Source organism: Nocardia tengchongensis, assembly GCF_054781395.1.
In genome coordinates this window covers 1,976,135-2,002,761 of sequence record NZ_BAAGUM010000006.1, presented here as the reverse complement: position 1 = coordinate 2,002,761, position 26,627 = coordinate 1,976,135, and the positions used below count along the sequence as shown (strand labels likewise).

The window sequence follows — 26,627 nt, the reverse complement described above, 5'->3', positions numbered from 1 at the left end:
AGTTGGATGGCGCGAGCCGCTCGGTTCGCGCCATTCATGCATGAAAACACCGCCGCGCACCGTAAGCAGACAGGTAGCTTGAGGAACTGATGGCTGAGAACGAGGGCACGGACCCCACCCAGACGACCGAGCACGCGCCGACCACGGATGCCGCGAAGCAACCGGCGGTCGCCGACATGTCGGTGCAGGATCTGCGGGAGTGGTTGCGCCGCTGGGTCGCCGATGCGACCGGGCAGCCGCTCGAGAACATCACGGTGGACCGGCCCATGGAGGAGTTCGGTCTGGCCTCGCGCGATGCCCTCGCGCTCGGTGGCGACATCGAGGAGCTGACCGGGGTCGTGCTGAACGCGACCATCGTGTACCAGCACCCGACCATCGGTTCGCTGGCGGAGCGAATCATCAACGGTGAGCCCGATCTTCCGGCCGAGGCGGCCGACGACTCGTTCTACACCCGGGGGTTCCAGCCCGGCGAGGCCCACGACATCGCCATCGTCGGCCTGTCCACTCGTTTCCCGAGCGCGGGCGATACACCCGAATCCACCTGGGACTTCCTGATCGGCCGCGGTGACGCCATCCGCGATCTGCCCGAGGGCCGCTGGTCGGAGTTCCTGACCGATCCCCGGGTCGCCGACCAGGTCGCCAACTCGAACGTCAAGGGCGGTTACCTCGACCAGGAGGTGATCAAGAGCTTCGACGCGGAGTTCTTCGCCACCTCGCCGGTCGAGGTCGAGCGGATGGATCCGCAGCAGCGGCTCGCGCTGGAGCTGACCTGGGAGGCGCTGGAGCACGCCCGGATTCCGGCCAACACCCTCAAGGGTGAGCAGGTCGGCGTCTTCATCGGCTCCACCGGCAACGAGTTCGGGATCATCGCCGGCATGGCGGCCGGGAACGTCGATCCGGGCACGCCGCTCTCCGCCGAGGGCTACGTGATCATGGGCGCCGTTTCGGCCATCATCCCGAACCGCGTCTCCTACTTCTTCGACTTCCGCGGCCCGTCGGTGGCCGTCGACACCGCGTGCTCGTCGTCGCTGGTCGCGGTGCATCAGGCGGTCCGCGCGCTGCGCGGCGGTGAGGCCGATGTGGCGCTGGCCGGCGGCGTGAACGTGCTGCTGTCCCCGGCCGCGACGCTCGCCTTCGACGCCAATGGCGGTGTGTCGAAAGACGGTCACATCAAGGCGTTCTCGTCGGACGCCGACGGCATGGTGCGTTCCGAGGGCGCCGGTCTGGTGGTCCTCAAGCGCCTGGCCGACGCCGAGCGCGACGGCGACACCATCTACGCGGTCGTCAAGGGCTCCGCGATCAACAGCGACGGCCGCTCCAACGGCCTGCTCGCCCCCAACCCGGACGCGCAGGCCGACGTGCTGCGCCGGGCCTACCGCGATGCCGGAATCGCGCCGTCGCAGGTCGACTACCTCGAGGCGCACGGCACCGGCACGCCGATCGGCGACCCGATCGAGGCCGACGCCCTCGGCCGGGTCCTGGGCCGCGGCCGCGAGACGGACAAGCCCTTGCTGCTGGGTTCCGCCAAGACCAACTTCGGTCACCTCGAGGCCGCCGCGGGCGCGGCCAGCCTCGCCAAGGTGATCATGGCGTTGCAGCACAACGTCATTCCGCCGCACATCAACTACGCCGGTCCGAGCCCCTTCATTCCGTTCGACCAGGCGCACCTGAAGATCACCGATCAGCCGACCGAGTTCCCGCGCTACAGCGGTAAGGCCACCATCGGCATCAACGGCTTCGGTTTCGGTGGCACCAACGCGCACGTGGTCGTGCAGGAGTACGTCCCGGCCGCCGCCACCCCCGCGGCGCCGCAGACCGCCGATCTCGACACCGAGACCACCGACGTGGTCGCCGAGGCCGAGGCCATCGTGGAAGTCGCTGCGCCGGAACCGGAGTGGGGCAATCGCGAAGAGCCGATGCCGCTCATCATTCCGGTGTCGGGCTACCTGCCCTCGCGGCGCAAGCGCGCCGCCAAGGATCTGGCCGACTGGCTGGAATCCGAGGCGGGACAGGCGACTCCGCTGGTGGATGTGGCCCGCGTGCTGGCCAAGCGCAACCACGGCCGCTCCCGGGGTGTGGTCGTCGCCAAGACCCACGAGGAAGCCATCGCGGGCCTGCGGGCCATCGCCGAGGGCAAGCCGGGCAACAGCGTCTACACCGCCGATTCCCCGGCCGCCCGTGGCGCGCTGTGGGTGATGGCCGGTTTCGGTGCGCAGCACCGGAAGATGGGCAAGCAGCTCTACCAGGAGAATTCGATCTTCCGCAAGGCCGTCGACCAGGTCGACGAGCTGGTGGTGGACGAGGCCGGGTACTCGGTCCGGGAGATGATCCTGGACGACGAGCAGGACTGGGACATCGGCACCGGCCAGGTCGGCACCTTCACCATTCAGGTGGGTCTGGCCTCGGTGCTGCGCGCGCACGGCGCGGAACCCGAAGGCGTGGTCGGACACTCGCAGGGTGAGGTCGCGGGCGCGTACATCTCGGGCGGTCTGCCGCTCGAGGACGCGGTCCGGGTGATCTGCGCCCGCTCGCGGCTGATGGCCGAGGGCGAGGCCATGCTGACCGACGATCAGGTCCGCAATATGGCTCTGCTGGAGTACTCCTCCGAAGAGATCGCCAAGCTGATCGAGACCGAATTCCCCGACATCGAGGTCGCGGTCTACGCCGCGCCCAACAACACGGTGATCGGCGGCATGCCGGAACAGGTGCACGCGATCGTGGCGCGCGCCGAGGCCGAGGGCAAGTTCGCCCGCGTGCTGCAGACCCGCGGTGCGGGCCACACCTCGCAGATGGACATGCTGCTGGGCGAATTGGCCGCCGAACTGGCGGGCATCGAGCCCACCAGGCTCAAGCGCGACCTGTACTCGACCGTGCACGCGGCGGCCGTCTACCGCGGCGGCAACGCGCCGGTGCACGACGTGGACTACTGGGTCATGAACATGCGTGGCTCGGTGTACTTCACCAATGCCATCCGCCAGGCCGTGGACAACGGCATCACCACCTACCTGGAGCTGGCGCCGAACTCGGTGGCGCTCATGCAGGTGATGGGCACCACCTTCGCGGCCGGCGTGCACAACGCGGCGCTGATCCCGACGCTCAAGCGCAAGGAGGACGAGGCCGCGGGCGTCGTCTCCGCGCTGGCGCAGCTGTACGTGCAGGGCCACAAGGTGGACCTGTCCTCGCTGCTGCCCGCCGGTGATTTCGCCGCCGTGCCGCGTACCGCGTTCCTGCGTAAGCAGTACTGGCCCAAGGTGACCGGCGGCTTCGGCGGCTCGGGCAATGCCGGGGTCCCGGGTGCGCACGTGGCGCTGCCGGACGGCCGCCACGTCTGGGAGGTGCAGGCCGCGGCCGTCACCGACCTGGCCGCGCTGGTGAATGCCGCTGCCGCGCAGGTGCTCTCGGATGTCACCGTCGGCGCGTCGCTGGCGCACGAGGCGATTCCGGCTGACGGCACGCTGACCACGACGCTCACCCCGCATCCGGGCGGCGCGTCGGTGTCGGTGCACGCCAAGGCCGGCAACGTCTTCCGCCCGCTGTTCGACGCCGTCGTCTCCTCCGGCGCGCCGCTGCCGGAATCGGCGGTGGCGCAGCCGGTCGCGGCCGTCGCCGCGGCTCCGGCCGTGGTCGAGGTGGCCGAGGTCGCCGGTGAGCGCTGGGATCCGAACGGCAAGCAGACCATCGAGGCGCGCCTGGCCATCATTGTGGCCGAGTCCATGGGTTACGCGGTCGAGGACCTGCCGATGGAGATCCCGCTCATGGAGCTGGGTCTGGACTCGCTGATGGCGATGCGCATCAAGAACCGCGTCGAGTACGAGTTCGACATCCCGCAGCTGCAGATCCAGGCGGTGCGCGACGCCAGCCTGCTCGAGGTCGGCAAGGTGCTGCGCTACGCCATCGAGCACCGCGATCAGCTCGAGGACATCGCGGCCCGCCAGGCCGCCGGTGAGGACATCGCCGTCGACGCCGACTTCGTCTCCGCCGCGCGCGCCGCCATGGCCGCGGGCGAGGATCCGGCCGCGCTGCTGCCGAAGGTCGAGACCACCTCGCCGGTGGACGAGGCCGAGGCGATCGTCGCGGAACCTGTTGTCGCCGACTACGAGGCGTCCGCGCCGGTGGCGGAGACCGACGCCGACAACGTCCCGCCGCGTAACGCGCCGGAGCGGCTGGTGTTCGCGACCTGGGCGCTGGTGACGGGCAAGTCGGCGGGCGGCATCTTCAACGCGCTGCCGAAGCTCGACGACGAGACCTTCGGCAAGTTGGTCGCTCGGCTGTCGGAACGCGCCAAGGCGCAGATCGATCCCGAGCGGATCCGGGCCTGCGAGACCATTGAGAAGATGTCGGATGTGGTCGCGGAGTACCAGGAGCACAGCGATGACGTCGAGGGCTTCGTCCGTACCTTGCGTGCGAAGGAAGCCGGATCGAACGCCGTGCCGGTTTTCGTGTTCCACCCGTCGGGCGGCAACACCCTGGTGTACGAGCCGCTGCTGAAGCGGCTTCCGGCCGGAACTCCGATGTTCGGTTTCGAGCGGGTCGACGGCACCATCGAAGAGCGGGCGCGCCAGTACATTCCGGAGATCCGTAAGCGGCAGCCGGAAGGCCCGTACGTTTTCTATGGCTGGTCGCTGGGCGCGGTGTTCGCGCTGACCGTCGCTCAGATCATGCGCGCCGAGGGTGCGGATGTTCGCCTGGTCGGCCTGATCGATCTGGCGATTCCGGTTGAGCCGGAGCGGGATACGCCCGAGGCACGAGTGGCGCGCATGCGCCGGTACCAGTCCTTCGCGCAGAAGACCTACGGCTTCGCCGGTGAACTCGACGATGAACAGCTGGAGGAACTGGCCGCGGCATCGGACGAAGACCAGATCCAGATCATCATGGAGCTGGTGAAGTTCGCGGGCGCGAACATTCCGGGCGGTGTGATGGAACACCAACGCACTTCCTTCATTGAGAGCCGTGAGCTGCAGAAGGTCGAGCTCTCGAACTACGACGGCGACGTGACGCTCTACCTCGCAGACCGTTACCACGACGGCATGATCGAGCTGGAACCGCGCTTCGGCGATCGCCGCCCGAATGGTGGGTGGTCGGAGCACATTCCGGCGCTGGAGGTTATCCACATTCCGGGTGACCATCTCCAGATCATCGATGAGCCGCGGATCGCGACTATCGGTGCCGACCTCACCAAGAAACTCGCCGAGATCGACACCACCGGGAAATAGCACCACCGCGTCACGGGTTCTGCGAAAGTAGGTTTTTGCCGAAAGGAGTCCAGTGAGCACCACCGCCGATAAACTCGCCGACCTTCGACTCAAGCTCGGCATCGCGAGGGAACCGGCGGGGGAGGCCGGTATCGCCAAGCGGGCGCGGAAATCCATTCCGTCCGCCCGCGAGCGGATCGACATGCTGATGGACCCCGGCACTTTCGTGGAAGTCGGTGCGCTGGTGCGCAATCCGGGCGACAAGAGCGCCCTCTACGGCGACGGCGTGGTCACCGGTCACGGCCTGGTGGAGGGCCGGCCGGTGGCGGTCTTCTCGCACGACCAGACCGTGTACGGCGGTTCGGTCGGCGAGATGTTCGGCCGCAAGGTCGCGGCCATCATGGAATTCGCGGCCAAGATGGGCTGTCCGGTGGTCGGCATCAACGACTCCGGCGGCGCCCGCGTGCAGGAGGCGGTGACCTCGCTGGCCTGGTACGCCGAGCTGGGGCGGCGGCAGGAACCGTTGTCCGGCTTGGTGCCTCAGATCTCGATGATCCTGGGCAGTTGCGCGGGCGGCGCGGTGTACGCGCCGATCAATACCGACGTCGTGGTCGCCACCGAAGAGGCGTACATGTTCGTGACCGGTCCCAAGGTGATCCGCGAGGTCACCGGTGAGGACGTGAGTCTCGAGGAGCTCGGCGGCGCGAATTCCCAAGCGCAATACGGCAATATCCACCATGTGGCGCGGACCGAGAAGGACGCGTTCGAGTGGGTGCGCGACTACCTGAGCTATCTGCCCTCCAGCTGCCAGGAGCTGCCGCCGATCGTGAATCCCGGTCTGGAACCGGAGATCACCGAGTCGGATCGGGAGCTCGAGGCGATCGTGCCCGACGCCGACAACGCCGGCTACGACATGCACGACATCCTGCTGCGCATCTTCGACGACGGCGCCTTCCACGAATTCGGTGAGGCCTCGGGCCGCAATGTGATCTGCGGTTTCGCCCGGGTGGACGGTCGCAGCATCGGCGTGGTGGCCAACCAGCCCCTGGTCTACGCGGGCGCGCTGGATGCGCGCGCTTCGGACAAGGCCGCCCACTTCGTCCGGCTCTGCGACGCTTTCGAGATTCCGCTGGTCTTCGTGGTCGATACGCCGGGCTTCCTACCCGGGGTGGAGCAGGAGAAGATCGGCGTCATCAAGCGCGGCGGCCGCTTCATCTTCTCGTTCGTGGAGGCGACGGTGCCGAAGGTGACCGTGGTGATCCGCAAGTCCTATGGCGGCGGCTATGCCGTGATGGGTTCCAAGCAGCTGGGCGCGGACGTCAATCTGGCCTGGCCGACGGCGCGGATCGCGGTGATGGGCGCGGAGAGCGCGGTGTCGCTGATCGGTGCGAAGACCTTGGCGGCGGCTCCGGAGGAGCAGCGGGCGGACATGCGCAAGCAGATGATCGACTTCTACAACGCCACGGTGGCGACGCCGTGGGTGGCGGCCGAGCGTGGCTATATCGACGCGGTGATCGAACCGTCGAGTACCCGGCTGGAAATCCGGCGGGCGTTGCGATTGCTTCGCGACAAGAGAATTCCCCGCAATCCGCGTAAGCATCACCTGCTGCCGTTGTAGGTTTCCGGAAGTCGTTGCGGCTGGCCACAAGGTGTGAAAGGCTCGCATTTCAATTCTGAAATGCGAGCCTTGGGAGCGAAGCGCTAATGGCTACCCGTCGAATTCGGCAACTCATCATCGGTGGCGTGGCCACCGCCGCCACCGCGGCGGCGGTCATGTCCGCACCGGCCGCGTCCGCACAGACCTACGGAATCGTGTTCCCCGGTGGTCTGGCGCACGTCGGCACGTCGTACAAGCTGACCGTGCACGTCGCCGCACCGAATGCGGGCACGCAGGTTGGCTTCTGGGTCCTGAATCCAGGCGCCTCCGCAGTCGTCAGCCTCGGCACCATCCCGGTCGACAGCTCGGGCAACGCGGTCCTGACCTGGTCCCCGGCGGCGGCCGGGCAGTACTCCTTCACCGCCAACGACGATCTGACCGTCGGCGCCAACGGCGGTTCGACCCTCGGGATCCAGGCCACGGCCGTCCCCGAGGGCAGCATGGGCGGCACCGGCAGCTTCAGCGCGATCCCGGTCATCGGCGGGCCGCTGGTGGCCCTGATGAAGCTGATGGGCCTGGTCTAGGCGGCTCGCCGATTGCGCTGAATCTATCGGCTGGCAGGCGCGGATGTGAGAGCCTTCAGCTATGAGTACCTCACCGTTGGCGCTACTCGAAGGCGGGCCGGAAGGCCTCGAAACACGAATCGTTCGGATCACTCCACCGGGCGTCGAACTGCGGGTCGCGTACGGAAACGGGTACGAGCGTTTCAAGGTCACGTCACGGTGGCAGGACACCCCGGACGGCAGCCTGCCCGTCTACGAGTGGGTCGCCCACGTGGACGCCAAGCCGTAGCGACCGGAAACGATAGGGCCCGACAGCGCGAGTGGCCGCCCGCGAGATCACGGGCGGCCACCGATTACCCGGTGTCCCGGGTCAGAACACGCGCATCTTGCCCGGTGACCAGAACCCGGAGCGCGTCACCTCGTGGGTGTCGATCTGCGCGGGCTTGGGGAACTGGCCCTTGGTCGGGTCGGCCGGGTTCGGGTAGTGCGGGACGTATTCCTCCAGCGAACCCCAGTCTCGGTCGTAGTTGTCCTTCAGATAGGTCGGGACCGTCTTCGACGACGCCAGCATCTGCGCCCAGCCCAGCGGCCCGCCGAACTCCTGGGCCTGCCAGGTGTTCGTGGAGCTGATGGCGAGCGGGCGATCGGGCAGGATGCGGTACTTGGGGGCCGCCTCGACCACGCCGTTGCGGTGGTCGAACGGGTGCTGGCAGGGGAACTGCAGGCCCACCGCCCAGTCCAGCAGGATCGGCTGGGTCTCGCCCAGATAGCTGTTGAGCGACACCAGCTTCGGCACCCGCGGCGGGGTGAACGCCAGCCACTGATCGCCGATCAGGATCGGGTCGTTGGCGCGGATGCGCACCACGTTGGCGTCGTCGGACAGCGCCTTGAACGGGACGCGCAGGTTCCGCCACGACGGGGCCGGGCCGATGTCCAGCGGCCGGTAGGACCGGATCTCACCGAGCGTGCCGTCCGGATTGCGGTGCGCGTACTCCAGGAAGATGTCCTGGCCGTAGGTCATGTTGCCGGTGTCGTCGAAGGACATCACCCGGCCCGCCGCCGAGATGACGATCAGCGGGGTGTCGTCCGAGCGCTGCGGCAGCTGGTACCAGCTGGAGGTCAGCGAGGCGGGCTGCTGCACGCCGTCCTGGTAGCTGCCCATCACCGGCGTGGTGGCCGGATCCAGGCCGAAGGGCAGGGCCACGGTGGACCCGTTGACGCCCTGCGCGCCCTTGCCGCCGCCGGTGCCCGCGTTCTGGCCCTCCTCGAAGGCCGGGCCGACGGTCTGGGTGGAGGTGTTGCCGGTACCCGGCTTCACCTCGACGCTGTCGGCGTCCAGCTTGGCGGCGACGCCGTTGGCGGAGAAGCCGACCGGGTTCTCACCGGCCAGCGGATCACCGTTCTGCGGCGGGTGGGCCGGGTCGATGATCGGGGTCAGGTTGCCGCCGTTGACGTTTCCCTCGACCAGCACGTCATTGGCCAGACCGCAGGTCTTGCCGGTGACCGCGTCGATGTTCGAGCGCGCCAGCGAGTACGCGGGGTACTGCTGTGCCGCGCCCTTGAGCAGCGACACCACCTCGAAGATCACCATGAGCGCCGCGACCACGGTCAGCGGGATGGCGGCGAACTTGCGGATCCGCTTGCCGCGCCGGGTCTTCCCGTTGTCCATCGGCTTGGCGTAGCCCTCACGCAGCGACTGCCAGGCCACCACGGCCAGCGCCAGCCCGAACAGCATGAGCATCAGGGTGTTGGACTGGAAGCCGTGCAGGGAGACGGTCTTGTCGTACCACGGCACGCCGTAGCTGGAGACGTACCAGTAGCCGTTGATGCCGGAGAAGGCGACGGCAAGGGTGAACAGCAGCCCGGCCAGGAAGACCGACCGGTTCTTGCGCGAGCGCAGCGCGGTGGCCGACACCGCGACCGCGGTCACCGCCGCCAGCGAGCCCGCGATGCCCGCGTACGAACCGAAGTGGTGGGTCCACTTGGTCGGGTTGAACATCATGAAGAAGATGGTTCCGAAGACCACGCCCATCAGCCGCCAGGTCGGCGCGCTGGCGATGCCCGGCACCTGCCGCCGGCGCAGCAGCACCAGCATGGTGGTGATCAGGCACAGGATCATGAGCAGGAACGCGAACCGCCGCGCCAGCGAACCGTCCACCGTCTCGACGAACAGGTAGTAGTAGCGCAGGTAGTCCTTGTACCAGGCCAGATTCGGTCCGGTCACCTGCCGCACCCGGTTGGCCTCCATGATCCCGGCGAAGGTCTGGTCGGCGAAAACGACCACCAGCACCAGGGTTCCGGCCGCCGCGATGGGCGAGAGCAGGGCCAGATCGCCGAACTGCTTGCGCCGCCGCACCACGATCGCGACCAGTGGCCGGATACCGGCGAGCAGGGCCGCCACACACATCAGGCCGGTCGGTGCGGCCGCCAGCGTGAACGCCGCCACCAGCACCGCGACCGCGGCGGGCAGCAGGCGTGAGGTGGCGATGGCGCGTTCGATGGAGACCCAGGTGAGCAGCGCGCCCAGGGCCACGATCGGCTCCGACCGCAGGCCGTTGTCGTAGGGCAGCCAGAAGGCCAGGAACACCAGGCCGCCGGTCCACAGCGCGACCTTGGACCGCGCGACCGCGTTGCCCAGTCGCGGCACCACCTCGCGGCTGATCACCATCCAGCACAGGATTCCGCAGAGCAGCGCGGGAATTCGCACCCACGGGCTGGCGGTGGAGATCTCGGCGAAGGCCTGGATGACGTAGTAGTACCAGCCGAACGGCGCTTCCGGCACGCCGAACCAGCGGAAGTAGTTGGCCAGGTAGCCCGCGTGCGGGGCGACCCGCACCATGCTCAGGATGTAGCCGTCGTCGGAGGTGTTGGCGCCCACGAAATGCCACAGCAGCAGGGTGCCGATGATGCCGCCGTCGGCCCAGGTCGGCTTCAGCCAGTGCGCGGGCAGGATGCGCCGGTGTCCGCGCCCGTCGCTGGTGTCCAGCACCGCGAGCGCGCCCATGGACAGCAGGGTGAGCAGCACGGCGGCGATGACGGCGACCATTTTCAGCACGGTCGGCGAGGAGGAGAACCGGGAGTCGATCGTCATGTGGAACGAAAGGCCGTCCGGCACGCCGCCTTTCATGTCGGTGAAGATGCCCACCACCTGGGGCCGCAGGTCGCCCAGCAGCCGGCCGTCGACGGGGACGGTGACCAGTTCACGGCCGCCGTCGGGGGTGGTCTTCTCGACGGTGCGGGTGACGCCCTCGAAGTTCGCGTAGGTCTGGGTGCTGTCGGAGGTGATGACGAGTTTGGAGCACTCGCTCATCTCCGCGCGGGTGGCGGTGGCCACCACGGCATTCCGGTCCAGCACGTCCACGCTCTCGCCGGACACGCGGACGAACATGGCCTCCAAGTCCGCGCCCTTGCCCTGCGGCGGCGCCGTTGCCAGCAGGATGCCGCCGCGCGGATCCAGTTGCCCGACCGCGGAACAGGGGATGGTGACGTTCACGTCGATCGGCACCTGCGACACCAGGGCCGCCTGCACCGGATCGAGTGACCCGGCCTGCGGCCAGCTCAGCTCCGCCTGTGTCTGCTGCACCGGCAGGAACGGCGTCGCCAGCGCGAACAGCGCCCCGAGCAGGCCCGCGACAATGGCTATCAGCTTGGCGATCCGGAAGTCGCGCGGAGTCGCCGGGTCGGTCGCCGGTGGATTCGGCTTGGTGAGGACTGCGGAGGCGTCTGGCACGGTTGCTGATCGTATCTGCCCTCGCTGAGAGTGGCCGTGTTCACTCCCGTGCCGTGACAGGCATAGTGAAAGTCATCGAAGAAGCCCGCCCGAAGCAGTGCTTCGAGCGGGCTTCTCACAACTCCTACTTGGCCTTGATCGGCGAGTCCTTGGCCAGTCCGGAGCGGGTTTGCACGGTCACGTCCAGGGTCGGGCGGGAATTCGCGCTCGGGACGTAGGGCGTGAACTGCTCGAGTGCGCCCCAGTCCCGCCGCCAGTCGTGGTTCAGGTACGACGGCCGGGTCTGCGACTGCAGCAGCAGGCCGGTCCAGCCGAGCGGACCGCCGCCGATGTCGTCCTGCCAGGCATTGGAGGCGTCCTGACCCACCCGGTCGGGCAGGATCCGCCATTCGGGCACCTCGGCGACGCCGTCGTGGTGGTCGAACGGGCGCTGGCACGGGAAGGCGAGGCCGACGTGCCAGTCCTCGAGCACGGGGGCGTGCGCGCCGACAAGGGAATTCAGCGTCTCCAGCTTGGGCAGCCGGGGCGGGGTGACGGCCAGCCACTGGCGCGGGGTGATGTCGGCGTCGTTGGCCACCAGGCGAATCGCGTTCGCGCCCGCGGGGATCTGGTCCAGCGGGATGCGCAGGTTGCGCCAGGACGGGTTGGGGCCGATGTCGATGGGCCGGATCTGGCCGACGTCGCCGACGGCGCCGGAGGCGTCGCGGGTGCCGTATTCGACGATCAGGTCCTGTCCATAGGTCTGGACGCCGTCCTTGTCGAAGGACTTGATCCGGCCCGCGGCCGTCACCACCAGCACCTGGTAGGCGGGATCATTGCGCACCCGGCTCAACTGCTCGGCGTTGTACCACTGCGTGGTGAGCTTCGAAACCTGCTGCTCGCCATCGGTGTAACTGCCCAGGACCGGGGTCTTGGCCGGGTCCAGGCCGAACGGCAGGGCGACCGAGCTGCCGTTCACGCCGGCCTGCTCGCTCTTGCCGCCGCCGGTGCCCGCGCCGGTGGTCTTGGAGGTCTTGTTGCCGGACTTGTCGTTCACCGAGTTGGCGCCGCCGGTGACGGTCTCCTCGGCGTCCGCGGTGAGGTCGGAGGCCACGCCGTTGGGGTTGAATCCGGTGTTCTGCGCGGCCAATCCGTCGGCGTCGGAGCCGGTCCACGGATGCAGCAGCGACCCGGCGGTGTCGGTCTCCACCAGCACCTCGTTGGCCAGGGCGCACGAATCGCCCTTCAGCGCGCGCAGATTCGACTGCGCGATGGAGTAGGCCGGGTACTGCCCGACCGCCGCCTTGGCCAGCGACAGCACCTCGAACAGCACCAGCGCCGCCGCCGCGATGGTGAGCGGCATGCTGGCGAACTTGTCGAACCCGCGGACCGGGCGCGGCTGCGCGTACGGCTCCCGGAAGTGCTGGTAGGCCGCGATCAGCAGGCACAGCACGGCCAGGCCGAGGAACAGCGTCGAGAAGCCCTTGCCCGCGACCAGCGGGGCCTTGTCGAACCACGGCACGCCGTAGCTGGACACGTACCACCAGCCGTTGGGCCCGGTGAAGGTCATGGCCAGCAGGAAGAACACGGCGGCCGTGAACAGCGTCCGGTTGCGCGGCGAGCGAATCCCGTTGACCCCCACCGCGACCGCGGCCAGTGCCGCCAGCGAGCCCGCCAGCCCCGCGTAGACGCCGAAGTGGTGGGTCCACTTGGTGGGCGTGAACATCATCAGGAACAGCGACATGAACACGATGCCCAGCACCCGCGCCGACGGCCCGCGCGAGGTGCCCGGGATGCGGCCGTTCTTGCGCAGCATCACCATGACGCACACGCCCAGGCACAGCAGCATGGCCAGGATGCCGAAGCGGCGGGCCAGCGAGCCGTCGGGGGAGAGCATGAGCAGCGAATCCCAGCGCGTGCGCTCGTCGAACCAGGCCACATTGGGTCCGATCAGGGTGCGCACCCGGGTGGCCTCCATGACCGAGGCCAGGGTCTGGTCGCCGAAAACGACCACCAGCACCAGGGTTCCGGCGGCCATGCCCGGCGCCAGCAGCGCCGCGTAGCGCAGCAGCCGGTTGCCCGGCTGATTCTTCGCCCGCTTGATGATGACCATGAGCACCGGTCGCGCGCCCGCGATCATGGCCGCGATGCAGATCAGGCCGGTGGGTCCGGCGGCGAGTGAGAAGGCCGCGATCAGTACGCCGACCGCCGCGGGCAGCAGCCGCCCGGTGGCGATGGCCCGTTCGATGGAGCACCAGGTCAGCAGCGCGCCGGCGGCGATCAGCGGTTCCGGTCGCAGGCCGTTGTCGTAGGGCATCCAGGCGGCCAGGAACACCAGGCCGGCGGTCCAGACGGCCACCTGGTCGCGCCGCACCCGCGATCCCAAGCGCGGCAGCACTTCCCGGCTGATCACCAGCCAGCACACGATGCCGGCCAGCAGCGCGGGCAGTCGCATCCACGGGCTGGAGTCGCTGATCCGGGTCATCCAGGCCAGCACCTCGTACGGCCACCCGAACGGCGCTTCGGCCACCCCGAACCAGCGGTAGTAGTTGGCCATGTAGCCCGAATACTTCGAGGCCCGAGCCATATTCAGGATGTAGCCGTCATCGGAGGTGTTCGCCCCGATGAAGTGCCACACCACCAGGGTGCCCAGCACCGCGACGTCGGCGAGCCGGACCCGCCACCAGTGCGCGGGCAGGAACCGGCGCGGCTTGCGCCCGTCGGAGGTGTCGAGCAGGTGCAGCGCGTAGAGCGCCAGCAGGGTGAACAGCACCGCTCCGATGATCGCGCCCCGCTTGAGCCAGCTCGGGCTCGAGGTGAACCGCGCGTCGATGTTCACGGTGGCGGAAGCGTTCCCGAGCTGGTCCCGCTTCAGATCGGTGAACAGGCCTACCACCTGCGGCCGGGTGTCCCCGCCGACCGTGCCGACGAACGGTGTCCCGTCCTTGCGCGTGACCCCGGTGAATTCCACCCGGGTCTGGTCAGCGTCCGACCGGACCGTGATGGCCCCGCAGTCGCCGATCTCGGCCACCGGCGCGGACAGCAGCGGAATCAGCCGCGCCAGCACCGAAACCGTGGGCCCCTTGCCCGGTTCGTCGCTGACCTTGACGACCAGTCCCTTGGTCTCGGCCTGCCCCGATGCGGAGGGCACCGTCGAGAACAGGGTGCCGCTGGGCAGCTCGCGCAGCGTCTGACACGGCAGGGTCAGGTCCAGGCTCAACGGCACGTAGGACACCAGGGGAGCGGCCACGTCGGCCGTATCCCCTTGTGGCCAATGCAGTGTCGGCCGGTCCTGCTGCACGGGCAGGATCGGCGTGATCACCGCCAGCAGGAATCCGATGAGACCGGATACCAAGGCGAGGATGCGGATGCGGTGGAACGCTCGGGAGTCTGCGCGCACGAAGAACGACTCTATGATGGTTGGTATCCGAACTGGGCGTGGGGCCGGGCCGGAAGACAAGAGGAAGCATGACCGAGCTGCGACCTGGCGAAGTTCTCGCCGGGTATGTGATCGCGCGGCGGATCGGGGCCGGGGGATCGGGCGTTGTCTACGCGGCCCGGCATCCGCGCTTGCCCCGGCTCACGGCTTTGAAGATCTTGAAGCGCGATGAGGTCGCCGAGGACGACGAGGTGTGGCAGCGGTTCGAGCGCGAAGCCGACATCGCGGCCCACTTCGACCATCCCAATATCGTGCAGATCTACGATCGCGGCGTCACCGAGGACCGGTTCTGGATCTCCATGCAGTATGTGGATGGTTCGGATGCCGCTGAACTGCACCGTGTTTCGCCGGATCGGGCGCTGACCATCGGTGGTGACATCGGGGCCGCGCTGGATTACGCGCACGGCAAGGGCGTGCTGCACCGGGATGTGAAGCCGTCGAACATCTTGATCGCCGATCCCGACAGCGGGCGTCCGGAGCGGGCGCTGCTCACCGATTTCGGCATCGCCCGGCTGCGCGACGAGACCACCAAGCTCACCCAGACCGGAAACATTTCCGCCACTTTCGCTTTCGCGTCACCGGAGCAGGTGAGCGGGAAACCGGTCGGTCCGCGATCGGATCAATACTCGCTGGCCTGCACGCTTTTCGTGCTCCTGACCGACCATCGGCCGTTCAGCGCCGACAACCCGCTGGCCTGGGTGCACGCCCACACCCGGGAACGGCCGCGGCGGGTCAGTGAGCTGAATCCGGCCCTGCCCGCCGCCCTCGACGAGGTCTTCGACCGGGCCCTGGCCAAGGATCCGGAGGACCGCTTCGACAACTGCGCGGACTTCGCCTACGCCGCCGCCGAGGCCTACTACTCCGATCCGGCGCTGGCCGTCACCGCCCGGGCCCGCATGCTGCCGCATCCACCGGCCCGCAGCGTTCGCCGGCGCAAGCGGAAACCGTTGTCGCGGACGCTGACCCAGCGACGCATCCTGATCCCGATCGCGGTGGCGGCGGTGGCCGCCGGAGGCGTGGGCTTCGCGCTCGACCGGGGCGATTCCGCGCCCGCCCACACCGCGGCGGGGTTGGTGCCGGATCGTTTCGTCGGCACCTGGCTGGCCACCGAGGGCCAGACCAACTACCGGCTCACCGTGCAGCAGGCCAAGATCGGCGATCCCGTGCTGTCCAACCGCGTGGACGGTGTGCTGCCCAACGGTTCTCCGTTCCACTGCGAATTCTCGGCCCCGCTCGACCAGGTGCCCGGCGACGGCGACCGGCTCATCATCGGCACCTCCGAGATCGTGGTGCGGGAGCCGTCCAACGCCTGCCGCGCCAACGGGCCCACCACCCTCACCCTGCTGCCCGACGGCCGAGTGAGCCGCAAAACCGATGTGAGCGGGCTGATCACGTACACCAGCACCGACGCGCTGATCGCGTCCTGGGGGCGGGACGACGCCGCCATCGCGCGCGCCTTCCCCAGCCTGATCGGCCAGCTCTCCGCGGCCGGCACCGCCGTGGGCTGGCAGGGCGGTTCGTGCCGTGCCACCGATCCCGGCCCGGGCGAGGCCGGCCAGGGCGCGCACCGGGTGCGCTGCAATGCCGACGACGCCACCGGCCAGCCCCGCTTCGACCTGCTCGACTTCGACACCCGCCCCGGCAGATCCGTGGCCGCCCTGCTCTTCGGCGGCGACGCCCGCGTCACCCCGGTCACCCACCCGGACGTGGCGGGCGAGCTCACCGTCACCACCGCGGCCGCCGTGGACCCGGCCCGCACCCAGGACACCGAGGCGCACCGCGCCCTGGCCGCCGTCTCCTTCCCCGACGGTGATCCGCGCTCCCGCTTCGTCATGGTGCTGCGCTGGCCCGGGCACACGGTGAACAACCTCCTGACCGACTGGCTCGAAAGGGCTCCGCTGAAGTAGGTAGGTGCGACCATGGCCGATCCGCAGCCGGGCGAGGACATCGCCGGATACGTCATCGAACGCTGGATCGGGGCCGGGGGATCGGGCACCGTCTACGCGGCCCGGCATCCACGCCTGCCGCGCCTGGCCGCCCTCAAGGTCTTCAACCGCGACGAGGTCGACGCCGACACCGAAGCCTGGCGGCGCTTCGAACGGGAGGCCGACATCACCGCCCGCTTCGACCATCCGAACATCGTGTCGGTCTACGACCGCGGCCGTGACGCCGGAAGACTGTGGATCGCCATGCAATTCGTGGCCGGGCCGGACGCCGACGGCCTCTCGGGGCTCTCGCCCGAACGCGCCTTGCACATCGGCGGCGGCGTCGCCTCGGCCCTCGACTATGCGCACGGCAAGGGCGTGCTGCACCGCGACGTGAAACCCTCCAACATCCTGCTCTCCCCGGCCGAGGACGGCCGGCCCGAGCGCGCGCTGCTCACCGACTTCGGCATCGCCCGCCTGCGTGACGAGACCACGCACGTCACCAAGACCGGCGACATCTCCGCCACCTTCGCCTTCGCCTCGCCCGAACAGGTGTCGGGCCGTTTCCTGGACCCGCGCACCGACCAATATTCGCTGGCCTGCACACTTTTCGTGCTGCTCACCGGCGCCCGGCCGTTCCTCGCCACCGACCTGGCGGGCTGGATCTACGCCCACACCAGCACCCCGCCGCTGCACGTCACCCAGCTGCGCCCCGACCTGTCCGCGGCCTTCGACCCGGTCTTCGATCGCGCCCTCGCCAAGCATCCGGACGAAAGATTCGCCAGCTGCACCGATTTCGCCGACGCCGCCTGGCACGCCTGGCAGACCGCCTCCGCCCCGACCGTGCTGAATCCCGCCGCGACCCTGCTGAACCCGGGACCACACGGCTTCGTCACCGACCCGGCCGTGCTGCGCTCCCCGCGCACCGATCCGACCCTGTTGCGGTCCCCGCGTACCGATCCGACCGCCCTGGCCGGGGGCGGATACCGCACCGATCCGGGCGCACCGGTCTACGGTGTCGCGTACGGCGCGCCCGCCGGGTCGTTCGAAGACGCTGTGTCGCACCGGCATCGGACCCCGGAGCCGGTGCGGGCCGCCGCCGGTCGCGGCATGCTCGCCGGTCTGCTGGCCGTCCTGGCCGCCGCGGTGATCGGCGCCGGTGCCGTCGTGGTCACGCTGAACCTGGAAAGTCACGGAAGGTCCAGCAGCACACCGTTGTCCGCCGACGTCCCCACGGTGGCCACGGCCGTGCCGTCGGCGCGCACCTCCGACGCCGCCGCACCGCCGACCGCGCCCGCGGGCCGAATCCCGGCCGCCTTCGTCGGCGACTGGTCGGGCACCAGCACCGCCAATGCCGACCGCTACCGCCTGACCATCCGCCAGGGCGGCCTGAACGACGTCGTCGTCACCTCCACCGTGCTGCGCGACAACCGCCCGATCTGCGTCTTCGACTACCGCCTGCTGGGTGTTCCCGCCACCGGCGACATCACCGTCGGCGCGGGCAGTCTGGTCACCGGCGATGCCGACGGCTGCCTGGTCCAGGGCACCCACGAGCTGGTGCTGAGCGACGGCCTGATCACCCGCGCCCTGTCCCGCAGCGGTTCGGTGACCTACACCCGAAGTAACTGAGAACCGAAAAGTCTTTTATCGGACCCGAATTCGATAGGGTTCGCACGACACGCCCGCGTCGGCGAAGATCGAGATGCTGTCCGATGCGCGGCGTCGGCAATGGGGAAGTGAGTGGGGAGATGGCGGAACTCCGTCCCGGTGAGATCGTGGCCGGGCATGTGATCCAACGGCGGATCGGGACCGGGGGGTCCGGATCGGTCTACGTGGCACGACATCCCAGGTTGCCCCGCATGGTCGCGCTCAAGATCATGCACCACGACGCGGTGATGACCGAGGCCGAGACCTGGCGGCGGTTCCAGCGCGAAGCCGACATCACCGCCCGATTCGACCACCCGCACATCGTCTCCGTCTACGACCGGGGCGTCGCGGACGACCTGCTGTGGATTTCCATGCAGTACGTCGACGGCCCCGACGCGGGCCTGCTGCACGCCACGGAACCGGTTCGCGCACTGCGCATCGCGTCCGAGATCGCGGGCGCGCTGGACTACGCGCACGGCACCGGCGTCCTGCACCGCGACGTCAAACCCTCGAACCTGCTGCTCGCGCCCGCCGACAACGGCCGCAGCGAACGCGCCCTGCTGACCGACTTCGGCATCGCCCGGCTGCGCGACGAATCCACCAAGCTGACCGCCACCGGGGTCATCGCCGCCACCTTCGCCTTCGCCTCGCCGGAGCAGGTGTCGGGCGCGCCGCTCGGACCGCAATCCGACCAATACTCGCTGGCCTGCACACTTTTCGTGCTGCTGACCGACCGCCGGCCCTTCGACGCCGACAACCCGCTCGGCTGGGTGCACGCCCACACCGCCCTCGCCCCGTTGCGGCTGAGCCAGGTCCGGCCGGATCTGCCGCGGGCCCTGGACGACGTGCTGTGCCGCGCGCTGGCCAAGGACCCGGCGCTGCGGTACCCCACCTGTACCGACTTCCTGAACGCGGCGCGGGACGCGGCGGAATCCCGCACCGCCACCACGTTTTTCGTGACGCCGCCGCTGCCGGGCAACCCGATTCGCCCGCTCGCGCCCAGCGCACACCCGACACCTCCGAACCCGCCCCACCCGGTCCCCGCACGTCCCGGTCCGCGCCGCGGCGCCCTGGTCACCGCGCTCGGCCTGCTGTTCGTGGTCGCCGCCGGCGGGCTCGGCTACGGCCTGTTCCGGTACTTCGCGTCGGCCCCGGAGGTCGCGAACGCGGCCAAGACCCAGGCGTTCTCCACGGTTTCCACGGTCGCACCCACCTCCGCGGCGGGCCGTCCGGCCTCGGACGGGCAGGTGCCCGCGGCGTTCCTGGGCCACTGGGCCGCGCAGACCGGACCCTCGGGCGCCGGCGACTACGCCTTGACGATCACCGGCGGCAATATCGGCGACCAGGTCTTCAGCTTGACCGAGAAGATCGCGCTGCCCGGCGGCGGCCCGGCCACCTGCACGTATACCGCCGTCCTCGAATCGAGCAATCTGGCGACCCGCATCTCGGTCGCCGAGTCCCGGCTCGACACGACCGGCAGCGATCGCCTCTGCCCGGTCTCCGCGCCGCGCACCGACATCGAGTTCCGCAACGGCACCCTGTTCCGCTCCGGCAGCAATTACGCCGGAGCCACGTACACCAGGGCGACCGCGCAGCCGATCCGCTAGCGCGGCTCCGGGGCTCAGTGCAGGCCGCGCACGTCCCAGAGCCACACGCCGTCAACGTCTTTGGCGGGGAAGCCGAGCAGTTGGTCGAGGGTCAGGCGGAGGGTGTCGGCATTGTCGGTCGGCGGCAGCACCACCACGTCGGCCCGCCAGTAGCGCAGGTCGACCAGGGCCTGGATGCGGTTCGCCTCGTCGATCACCGGAATCTTGTTGGACTGCTGGGCTTTCATCAGCAGGCTCGCGGTGGGACGGTCGTCCGGGCCGTAGCGGCCCTTCTTCGAGGACCCGGTCGGACCGACGAAATAGCCTCCGGCCAGCGGAAATTCGAATCCGGAATCGACCTGCCAGCGCAGCGCGCGGGCATCGGGCGCGGTGGGCGGCGGGGCGATCACCACCGAGCCGTCCGAAACATACTGGCGCACGGTGCCATCGGTGAAGAACGCCGGCGTGGGCGCGCGCTGCACCACGGGCAGGATGGTCGGGGTCAGCGGCAACAGCGCGAAGGTCATCGCGGCGAACAGGGCCAGCGGCCGCCAATCCGTCGCGGAGACGCTCCAATAGTCCAGGGCGCGCTGGGTGGCCAGCACCAGCACCACCGCGATGGCCGGGATGGCGGCCATGGTGAACCTCGACTCCAGTACCGAATTCAGCAGCGGCACCTGGTCGAGCCACTTCCACGGCAGTACGATCCCGGTGTCGCCGAGGCCGATGGTCGCCGACGCGCCCAGCGACAGCACCGTGAACACCGCCATCACGGCCGCGGCGGCGCGCACCGCGCGCTCCCGCCACATCAGCACGATCGCCACCGCCACCACGATCCACAGCGGCCAGCCGAAGTACGAGTTCTCCTCGGTGGCGTTGATGGCCACGTTCTGGCCGTGCGCGAACAGTCCGCCCAGCGACTCGGACGGGAACTGGAACAGCGCCTTCAGATCGTTCTTCATCGGCCCGTGGTCGATGGAACGGTAGGACTGCGGGCCGAAGAACTGCCACCACAGCGGAATATCGGTGAGCGCCACCGTGATCAGCGCCGCCAGCAGCACCGGCGGGGCCAGGGTGCGCACGATCCGCAGCCCGGTCTTCGGCGCGTGCAGGTGGTAGACCAGCGCGAAGACACCGAAGGCGAGCGCGAAGATGAGCAGCGGCTCCTCGCCGAGCGCGATCTGCAACGCCACCAGCAGGCCCAGTACGACCGCGTCCTTGTTGCGGCGGCCGCGACTCACCTCGGTGCCGTCGATCGCGCGGCGGGCCATCCGGATGAGCTTCAAACCGATCAGTGGCAACAATGCCAGCAGCACGAAATTCGGGTGCGCGTTGGCGTGCGAGATCATGGCGGGCGCGAACCCGCAGAACAAACCGCCCACGGCCGCAGCGAATCTGGACGACACCAGTTCCCGCGAGAACAGCCAATACCAGGCGAACGCGGTGCCGCACAGCCCCAGGGTGAGCACCAGCACGAAGGTGACCGTCGGCCCGAACAGCAGGGTGACCGGGGTGAGCGGCACCCCGACGCCGAACATGGCGGTATTGGCCATCATGTTCACGCCGTCGGGGAAGTTCTGCAGGCTCGATCCCAGCGGATTGTGCAGATGCGCGACATCGTGGGCGGTGACCGCGAAGAACCACTCCCACATGGTCTGGTCCTGACCGCTCTTGATCAGGTAGCCGCGATCGGCGTGCAGCCACTGCCCCGAGAGCACCAGCACCGCCAGCGACAGATAGGCGCCCGCGACGATCAGGTCGGCGCGTGCGAGCCGGAGCCGCTCGGCCGTCCGCTGTGCGCGAGTCAGGTTGGGACGGGCCGTTTCCGGCGCGACGCGGTCGAGAACCGCCACCGCCGAGTCCGCTTCGTTTCGAAGCAATCCAGCGTTCCCCCGCTCGGTTTCCCGCCCCTGTGTCACGCGATAACTCCTTGTGCCTTGCAATCAGCGGCCCACGCTACAGCTTCCGGCTGAGATTGCACTGGCAAGTGGCAAAGTTATCCACAGATGGGGGGAGTTATCCCCAGAATCCGCCCCATTTTTGGGGATAAGTGATCCTTGTCTCGTCCTTTGGTTCAGACACGCACCATCAGGGTGAACGGTCCGATATCGGTGATCCGGTAGTGCCCCGCGTCGAAGAGCGCCTTGGGGAAGGTCACCGTGATGCGCTTCACATTCGGATCGTTCGGGTAGACGTCCTGCGACAGCCGCAGCGTGTAGTCGTCGCCGGAACGCCGGAACAGGAAGGCATCCGGTGCGCGCCAACGGCAGTGCTCGAGCGCGTCGGTCAACTCCTGCGGCGTCTTCAGCGTGCTCCAGCGCTGGATCTCGGCGGTCCGCGCCGCGAAGTCGGCCAGCGGGTTCGCGTAATGCGAAGTGAGAGCCTGGAATCCGTAGTACGGGTAGATCGCCAGGAAGCTGGTGTCCGCGGTCAGCACCACACTGCCGTCGCGCGGCCGCCCGGTCTGCTCCAGCAGCTTCGCGTCGATCTCGCGGTAGTACGAGACCGCCGACGGAGCGCGCTTGTCCGCGCGATCCCCATTGCCGTCGGTGTCGGTGTACGCGGTGGTGATCTCGGTGGCCAGCACCGTCGGAATGCCCTGGCTGAACCCGATCGCCCCGGCCAGCGCCACCGCGGCCGCCGCGATCCGGAATCGGCTCGGTTCGTTCAAGGCCTGGTAGACGGCCCGCGCGCCCTCGGCGAAGCCGAAGACACCCGCCGCGGCCAGCAGCGCGAGCAACGGCGATTCGAGCCGGAACGACAGCAGCGTGGTCCCGGCCGCCGTCGCGGCCATGGACAGCAGGCACCACAGGTAGATGGCGACGACTCCGATACCGAGCGCCTGCGCGCGCCGTGAACTGCCCGCCCGCAGCACCAGCCAGATGGTTCCGACCAGGCAGAACACGCCCAGCAGATCGAAGTCGGTCATCGGCAGCGGCAGCCGCGAACCGGTCTCCGGCAGATAGTGGAAGGCCGAGCCGGAGCCGAGAGATGCCTTGCCGGACAGGAACTTCAGCAGGAACGGCGTCCACACGGCCAGTGCCAGCACACCCGCGAGGACACCCATTCCGATGAGCCGCACCAGGATCGGCCACACCGCGCGCCAGGTGTGCTGCGCTCGAACCGCGAGAACCGCGGCGATCACGGCCATCAGGCACACCGCGAAGACCGCGACACCGAAGTAGAGGCTGTAGAAAGTGGCTCCGAGCCCGAGGAACAGTCCGGTGCCCAGCACCGCACCCCAGCCGCCCGCGGTCGGGTCCGAATCGTCGCCGTCGGCCGCGGCGGGCCGATGCAGGGCGCCCCAGGCCAGTACCAGGGCCGGTCCCAGCAGCAGGGTGAGCACCGCGCTGTACGCCTCGGGCGCGCCGTAAGCCAGCGTCACCGCCGTGGTCGCGGCCGCGACCGCCACCGCCCAATCGGCCCGAATCAGCTTGGACCACAGCACCAGAGCGACGACCGCCGCCACCGCCAGGCCCAGGATCGCGAACGGTTTGAACGCCTCCCACCCGGCCATCCCGGTCAGACTCGCGAACCGGCCGCCGAGCCAGAACCAGCCCGCCGGGTAGAACGGCGGCAACTCGGCGTAGTTCATATCGTGCAGCGCCGCGCTGTCGGTCAACCGCGTCAGATACTGCGTCCGGAACTCCTGGTCCACGGACATCCCGAACAGGTACAGCTTCGTCGCGGCCAGCGGCATCCCCAGCGTGACCGTCACGAACGCCGAAAGCCCACCCCAGGATAGCAGTTTCGTCGCCCACCCCCACTTGCGCAGCCGCAGCAGCACCACGGCCGCCACCAGCATGGCCAATGCGGCCACCTGTCCCACGGTGGTGAGCGCCCGGGTGACGTTGGACGAGTTGAAGGCCGGCCAGTGCACGACCGAGAACGCCGCGAGTCCGACGGCGGCCACCACGGCCGCCACCACGGCGGCGAGCACGGCCTCACCGGCAGCCCCGCCGGCCTGCCGCACCAGCAGGCCCATCCGTCCGCTCGCTCGCTCGCTCATCCGCACCCAGCCTTCGCATTCGTGTCCAGGACCGCCGGTCAGCCTAACCAGTGCCGGGTTCGGGGACGCGCCGCCGGGGCCGACCCGCCGGAAACGCCGAACGCCGGAAACGAGAAAACGCCGCACCCGGCAAGCGGGTGCGGCGTCTTCTCGCGCAGTCGCCTAGATGGGCAGCTTGCGGAAGATCGGGCGCGGAACGTGGCGCAGGATCATCATGACGAACCGGAAAGTGCCCGGGGCCCAGACGATTTCCTTGCCCTTCTCGGAGGCGGCGACCGCGAGCAGGGCCACATCCTCCTTGTTCACGGTGAGGCCGTTCTCCTTGGCGTGCGCGGAGAGCTTGGTGCGCACCATGCCGGGACGGATGACCGTGACGCGCGGGCCGAACGGGGCGATCGCCTCGCCCAGACCCAGGTAGAAGCCGTCCAGGCCGGCCTTGGTGGAGCCGTAGACGAAGTTGAAGCGGCGCACCCGCTCACCGGCGACCGAGGACATGGCCAGGATGCGGCCGAAGCCCTGCGCCTTCATCTTCTCGCCGAGCAGCACACCGACGGAAACCGCGGCGGTGTAGTTGATCTCGGCCATCATGACGGCCTTGCGCTGGTCCTGCCAGAAGATCTCGCCGTCGCCGTCGATGCCGAACGCGACGATGGCCACGTCGACGTCGTTCTCGGCCCATGCGGCGTCGATCACGGCCGGGTGGCTGCCGGTGTCGAGCGCGTCGAAGTCGATGACCTGGACCTCGGAAGCTCCGGCCGCCTTCATCTGCGACACGGCGTCCTCACGCAGCGGATCGCCCGGCAGGGCGGCCAGGATGATGCGCGCGGGACCCTTCTTCAGGTACTCGGCGCAGATCGCCAAGCCGATCTCCGAGGTGCCGCCCAGCAGCAGAATGGATTGCGGGTTCCCTACCGCATTGATCACTGAAGCTCCAGCCTTCTCGCCATATCGGACATGAAAACGCCTGTGGGGTCGACGCTTCGGCGGATCTTGATCCACTCGTCGATCCGGGGGTACATCTTGTGGAAGGTTTCCGCGTCGGTCCGCGAATCCTTGGCAGTGTAGAGGCGACCGCCGAATTCCAGGACGCGCCGGTCCAGTTCGCGCACGAAGTCGTTGAGACCCGGGCGGACCGGGAAGTCGACGCAGATGTTCCAGCCCTCCATGGGGAAGCTCAGCGGCGCCGGGTTGCCCGGACCGAAGAACTTCAGCACATTGAGCGCCGAGTGGTGACCCGACCGCTGGATATCCGCGATGATCTTGGTGAATTCGTCCAGCGCCTCGGGCGGCAGCACGAATTGGTACTGGATGAACCCGGCCGAACCATAGGCCCGATTCCACTCCGAGACCACGTCGAGCAGATGGTAGAACTGCGTCAAGTTCATGATCTTGCCGCTGTAATTGCCGCCGAGCGCGTAATACGCCTCGCCGACCATGCCCAGCGTGAACTTGTTGGCCGCGAAGCTCGGGAAGATATCCGGCACCGTCAGCAGATTCGGCGCATCGAACTTCAGCGGATTCTTGCGCAGCTTCTTCGGCAGCTCGTCGAGCTTCGCCAGCCGGCCGCGAGACACATTGGCGCGACCCAGTTTCGGCGGCGCGCTGATCGCGTCGAACCAGGTGGAGGAGTAGGTGTAGTTCTCCTCGGACCCGTCCGAGTGCACCCGGATGGTCTCTTCCAGGCTGGTGGTCTTGATGCCGTCGGAGATGAAGTAGGCCGTCTCGGTCGGCGTCATCTCGATGGTGGCGCGCAGCACGATGCCGGTCAGGCCGTTGCCGCCGACGGTGGCCCAGAACAGCTTGGCGTTCTTCTTCGGCCCGATGGTCTGCACCTTGCCGTCGGCGGTGAGCAGATCGATGGACCGCACGTGATTGCCGAAGCTGCCCGCGCTGTGGTGGTTCTTGCCGTGGATGTCCGAGCCGATGGCACCGCCGACGGTGACCTGCCGGGTGCCCGGCAGCACCGGAACCCACAGGCCGAACGGCAGCGCCGCCTTCATCAGCTGGTCGAGGCTGACGCCCGCGTCCACGTCCACCAGCCGGGAGTCCCGGTCGATGCGGTGGATGCGGTTGAGCGCGGTCATGTCGACGACCAGGCCGCCGGCGTTCTGCGCGTGATCGCCGTAGGAGCGGCCGAGGCCGCGGGCGATGACGCCGCGACGCAGGTGCGCGGGCTTGGCGTCGTTGTCCTCCGCGACCATGGCGACCGCCTTGGCGATCAGCTCGGGGTCACTGGTGGAGAGCACTTCCGACGTGGTGGCCGCGGTGCGACCCCAACCGGTCAAGCGCCGAGTCTGCGTCGGCAGGTCAAAAGAACCCTGCTGTGACACGGTGCCCTCTTTTTCTTTGCCGACTACGGGGCTCTCACCGTTCGAGCTGGGCTCGGCGGCGGCCTCGGTAGTGGTCTGAGCTTTCGTGGACATCGGCATAGAGGCTACAGGCATAACCGTTCCGAGGCTTGTGTCCGATGTCGCGGGCATTACTCTTCTGCGTTGTGACCGCGGAACCCCATCTGCCCCTCCCGCCCGAGCTGCCCCTGGTCGATGAACCGGGCGGTACGGACGTTGATCTCAAGACGCAGATCATCCGTTTCCTGGCGACGGGCATCTTCTCCGCGGTCGTGGACTTCGGGCTGTACACCCTGCTTTTCAAGGTCGTCGGCCTGCCGCTGCCGGTGGCCAAGTCGATCAGCTTCATCGCGGGCACCACCACCGCGTACCTGATCAACCGCCGCTGGACCTTCCAGGCCGAACCCAACCGCAAGCGGTTCCTGGCGGTGATCGCGCTGTACGCGTTGACCTTCGCCCTGCAGGTCGGGATCAACCAGCTCTGCTACTACGCGCTGCCCGATGCGTGGTGGCGGATGGCCCTGGCCTTCTGTGTCGCGCAGGGCACCGCCACCGTGATCAACTTCATCGTGCAGCGCGCGGTGATCTTCAAGATCAACTAGCTGATCGCGG

General features: G+C 68.7%; 14 protein-coding genes. 8 read left to right on the top strand and 6 right to left on the bottom strand.

Features of this window, described 5'->3' with window-relative positions:
* The first annotated feature begins 89 nt into the window (after positions 1-89).
* The 4 genes from pks13 (at position 90) to ACYVKL_RS20275 (ending at position 7,641) form a co-directional block, all read left to right on the top strand.
* Positions 90-5,213, top strand: coding sequence for a polyketide synthase Pks13 (gene pks13, locus ACYVKL_RS20290; RefSeq protein WP_379165316.1), 5,124 nt, complete (start codon positions 90-92; stop codon positions 5,211-5,213).
* Positions 5,214-5,265: 52 nt separating this feature from the next.
* Positions 5,266-6,810: an acyl-CoA carboxylase subunit beta gene (locus tag ACYVKL_RS20285; RefSeq protein WP_379165315.1), complete on the top strand. Its 1,545-nt coding sequence runs from the start codon at positions 5,266-5,268 to the stop codon at positions 6,808-6,810.
* Positions 6,811-6,896: 86 nt separating this feature from the next.
* Entirely contained in the window at positions 6,897-7,373 is a 477-nt protein-coding gene (locus tag ACYVKL_RS20280; protein ID WP_379165314.1) for a hypothetical protein, read from the top strand.
* Between the two features lie 61 nt (positions 7,374-7,434).
* Complete coding sequence (locus ACYVKL_RS20275) at positions 7,435-7,641, top strand: DUF5988 family protein (RefSeq protein WP_357189787.1); 207 nt, start codon at positions 7,435-7,437, stop codon at positions 7,639-7,641.
* An 81-nt stretch (positions 7,642-7,722) separates the two neighbouring features.
* Here ACYVKL_RS20275 and ACYVKL_RS20270 read toward each other — a convergent pair whose 3' ends face one another.
* Positions 7,723-11,082: an arabinosyltransferase domain-containing protein gene (locus ACYVKL_RS20270; protein ID WP_379165313.1), complete on the bottom strand. Its 3,360-nt coding sequence runs from the start codon at positions 11,080-11,082 to the stop codon at positions 7,723-7,725.
* A gap of 124 nt (positions 11,083-11,206) precedes the next feature.
* Positions 11,207-14,461 carry an arabinosyltransferase domain-containing protein gene (locus ACYVKL_RS20265; RefSeq protein WP_379165312.1) on the bottom strand — a complete coding sequence of 1,085 codons (3,255 nt, stop codon included), beginning with the start codon at positions 14,459-14,461 and terminating at the stop codon, positions 11,207-11,209.
* 68 nt (positions 14,462-14,529) lie between these two features.
* On the opposite strand from ACYVKL_RS20265, the gene ACYVKL_RS20260 reads away from it, so the two are divergent.
* From ACYVKL_RS20260 to ACYVKL_RS20250, 3 genes are all read left to right on the top strand, one after another.
* On the top strand, positions 14,530-16,407 hold the full coding sequence (locus tag ACYVKL_RS20260) for a serine/threonine-protein kinase (protein WP_379165311.1): 1,878 nt from the start codon (positions 14,530-14,532) through the stop codon (positions 16,405-16,407).
* A 12-nt stretch (positions 16,408-16,419) separates the two neighbouring features.
* Positions 16,420-18,054, top strand: a complete 1,635-nt coding sequence (locus ACYVKL_RS20255; RefSeq protein ID WP_379165310.1) for a serine/threonine-protein kinase — start codon at positions 16,420-16,422, stop codon at positions 18,052-18,054.
* Between the two features lie 83 nt (positions 18,055-18,137).
* Entirely contained in the window at positions 18,138-19,679 is a 1,542-nt protein-coding gene (locus tag ACYVKL_RS20250; RefSeq protein WP_379165309.1) for a serine/threonine-protein kinase, read from the top strand.
* A gap of 14 nt (positions 19,680-19,693) precedes the next feature.
* Here ACYVKL_RS20250 and ACYVKL_RS20245 read toward each other — a convergent pair whose 3' ends face one another.
* The 4 genes from ACYVKL_RS20245 to ACYVKL_RS20230 all read right to left on the bottom strand — a co-directional run bounded on the left by ACYVKL_RS20245 (position 19,694) and on the right by ACYVKL_RS20230 (position 25,997).
* The gene (locus ACYVKL_RS20245) at positions 19,694-21,511 is read right to left on the bottom strand and encodes a glycosyltransferase family protein (RefSeq protein ID WP_379165797.1); all 1,818 of its coding nucleotides are present in this window, start codon (positions 21,509-21,511) and stop codon (positions 19,694-19,696) included.
* A 221-nt stretch (positions 21,512-21,732) separates the two neighbouring features.
* Positions 21,733-23,667, bottom strand: a complete 1,935-nt coding sequence (locus ACYVKL_RS20240) for an arabinofuranosyltransferase (protein WP_379165308.1) — start codon at positions 23,665-23,667, stop codon at positions 21,733-21,735.
* Positions 23,668-23,829: 162 nt separating this feature from the next.
* Positions 23,830-24,591, bottom strand: a complete 762-nt coding sequence (locus ACYVKL_RS20235) for a decaprenylphospho-beta-D-erythro-pentofuranosid-2-ulose 2-reductase (protein WP_379165307.1) — start codon at positions 24,589-24,591, stop codon at positions 23,830-23,832.
* The gene (locus ACYVKL_RS20230; protein ID WP_379165796.1) at positions 24,588-25,997 is read right to left on the bottom strand and encodes a decaprenylphosphoryl-beta-D-ribose oxidase; all 1,410 of its coding nucleotides are present in this window, start codon (positions 25,995-25,997) and stop codon (positions 24,588-24,590) included. The genes ACYVKL_RS20235 and ACYVKL_RS20230 overlap by 4 nt, the downstream gene beginning before the upstream one ends.
* A gap of 164 nt (positions 25,998-26,161) precedes the next feature.
* Here ACYVKL_RS20230 and ACYVKL_RS20225 point away from each other — a divergent pair, with 164 nt between their 5' ends.
* Positions 26,162-26,617 (top strand): GtrA family protein, encoded by a 456-nt coding sequence (locus tag ACYVKL_RS20225; protein WP_357442801.1) that lies wholly within the window; start codon positions 26,162-26,164, stop codon positions 26,615-26,617.
* The last annotated feature ends 10 nt before the right edge of the window (positions 26,618-26,627 follow it).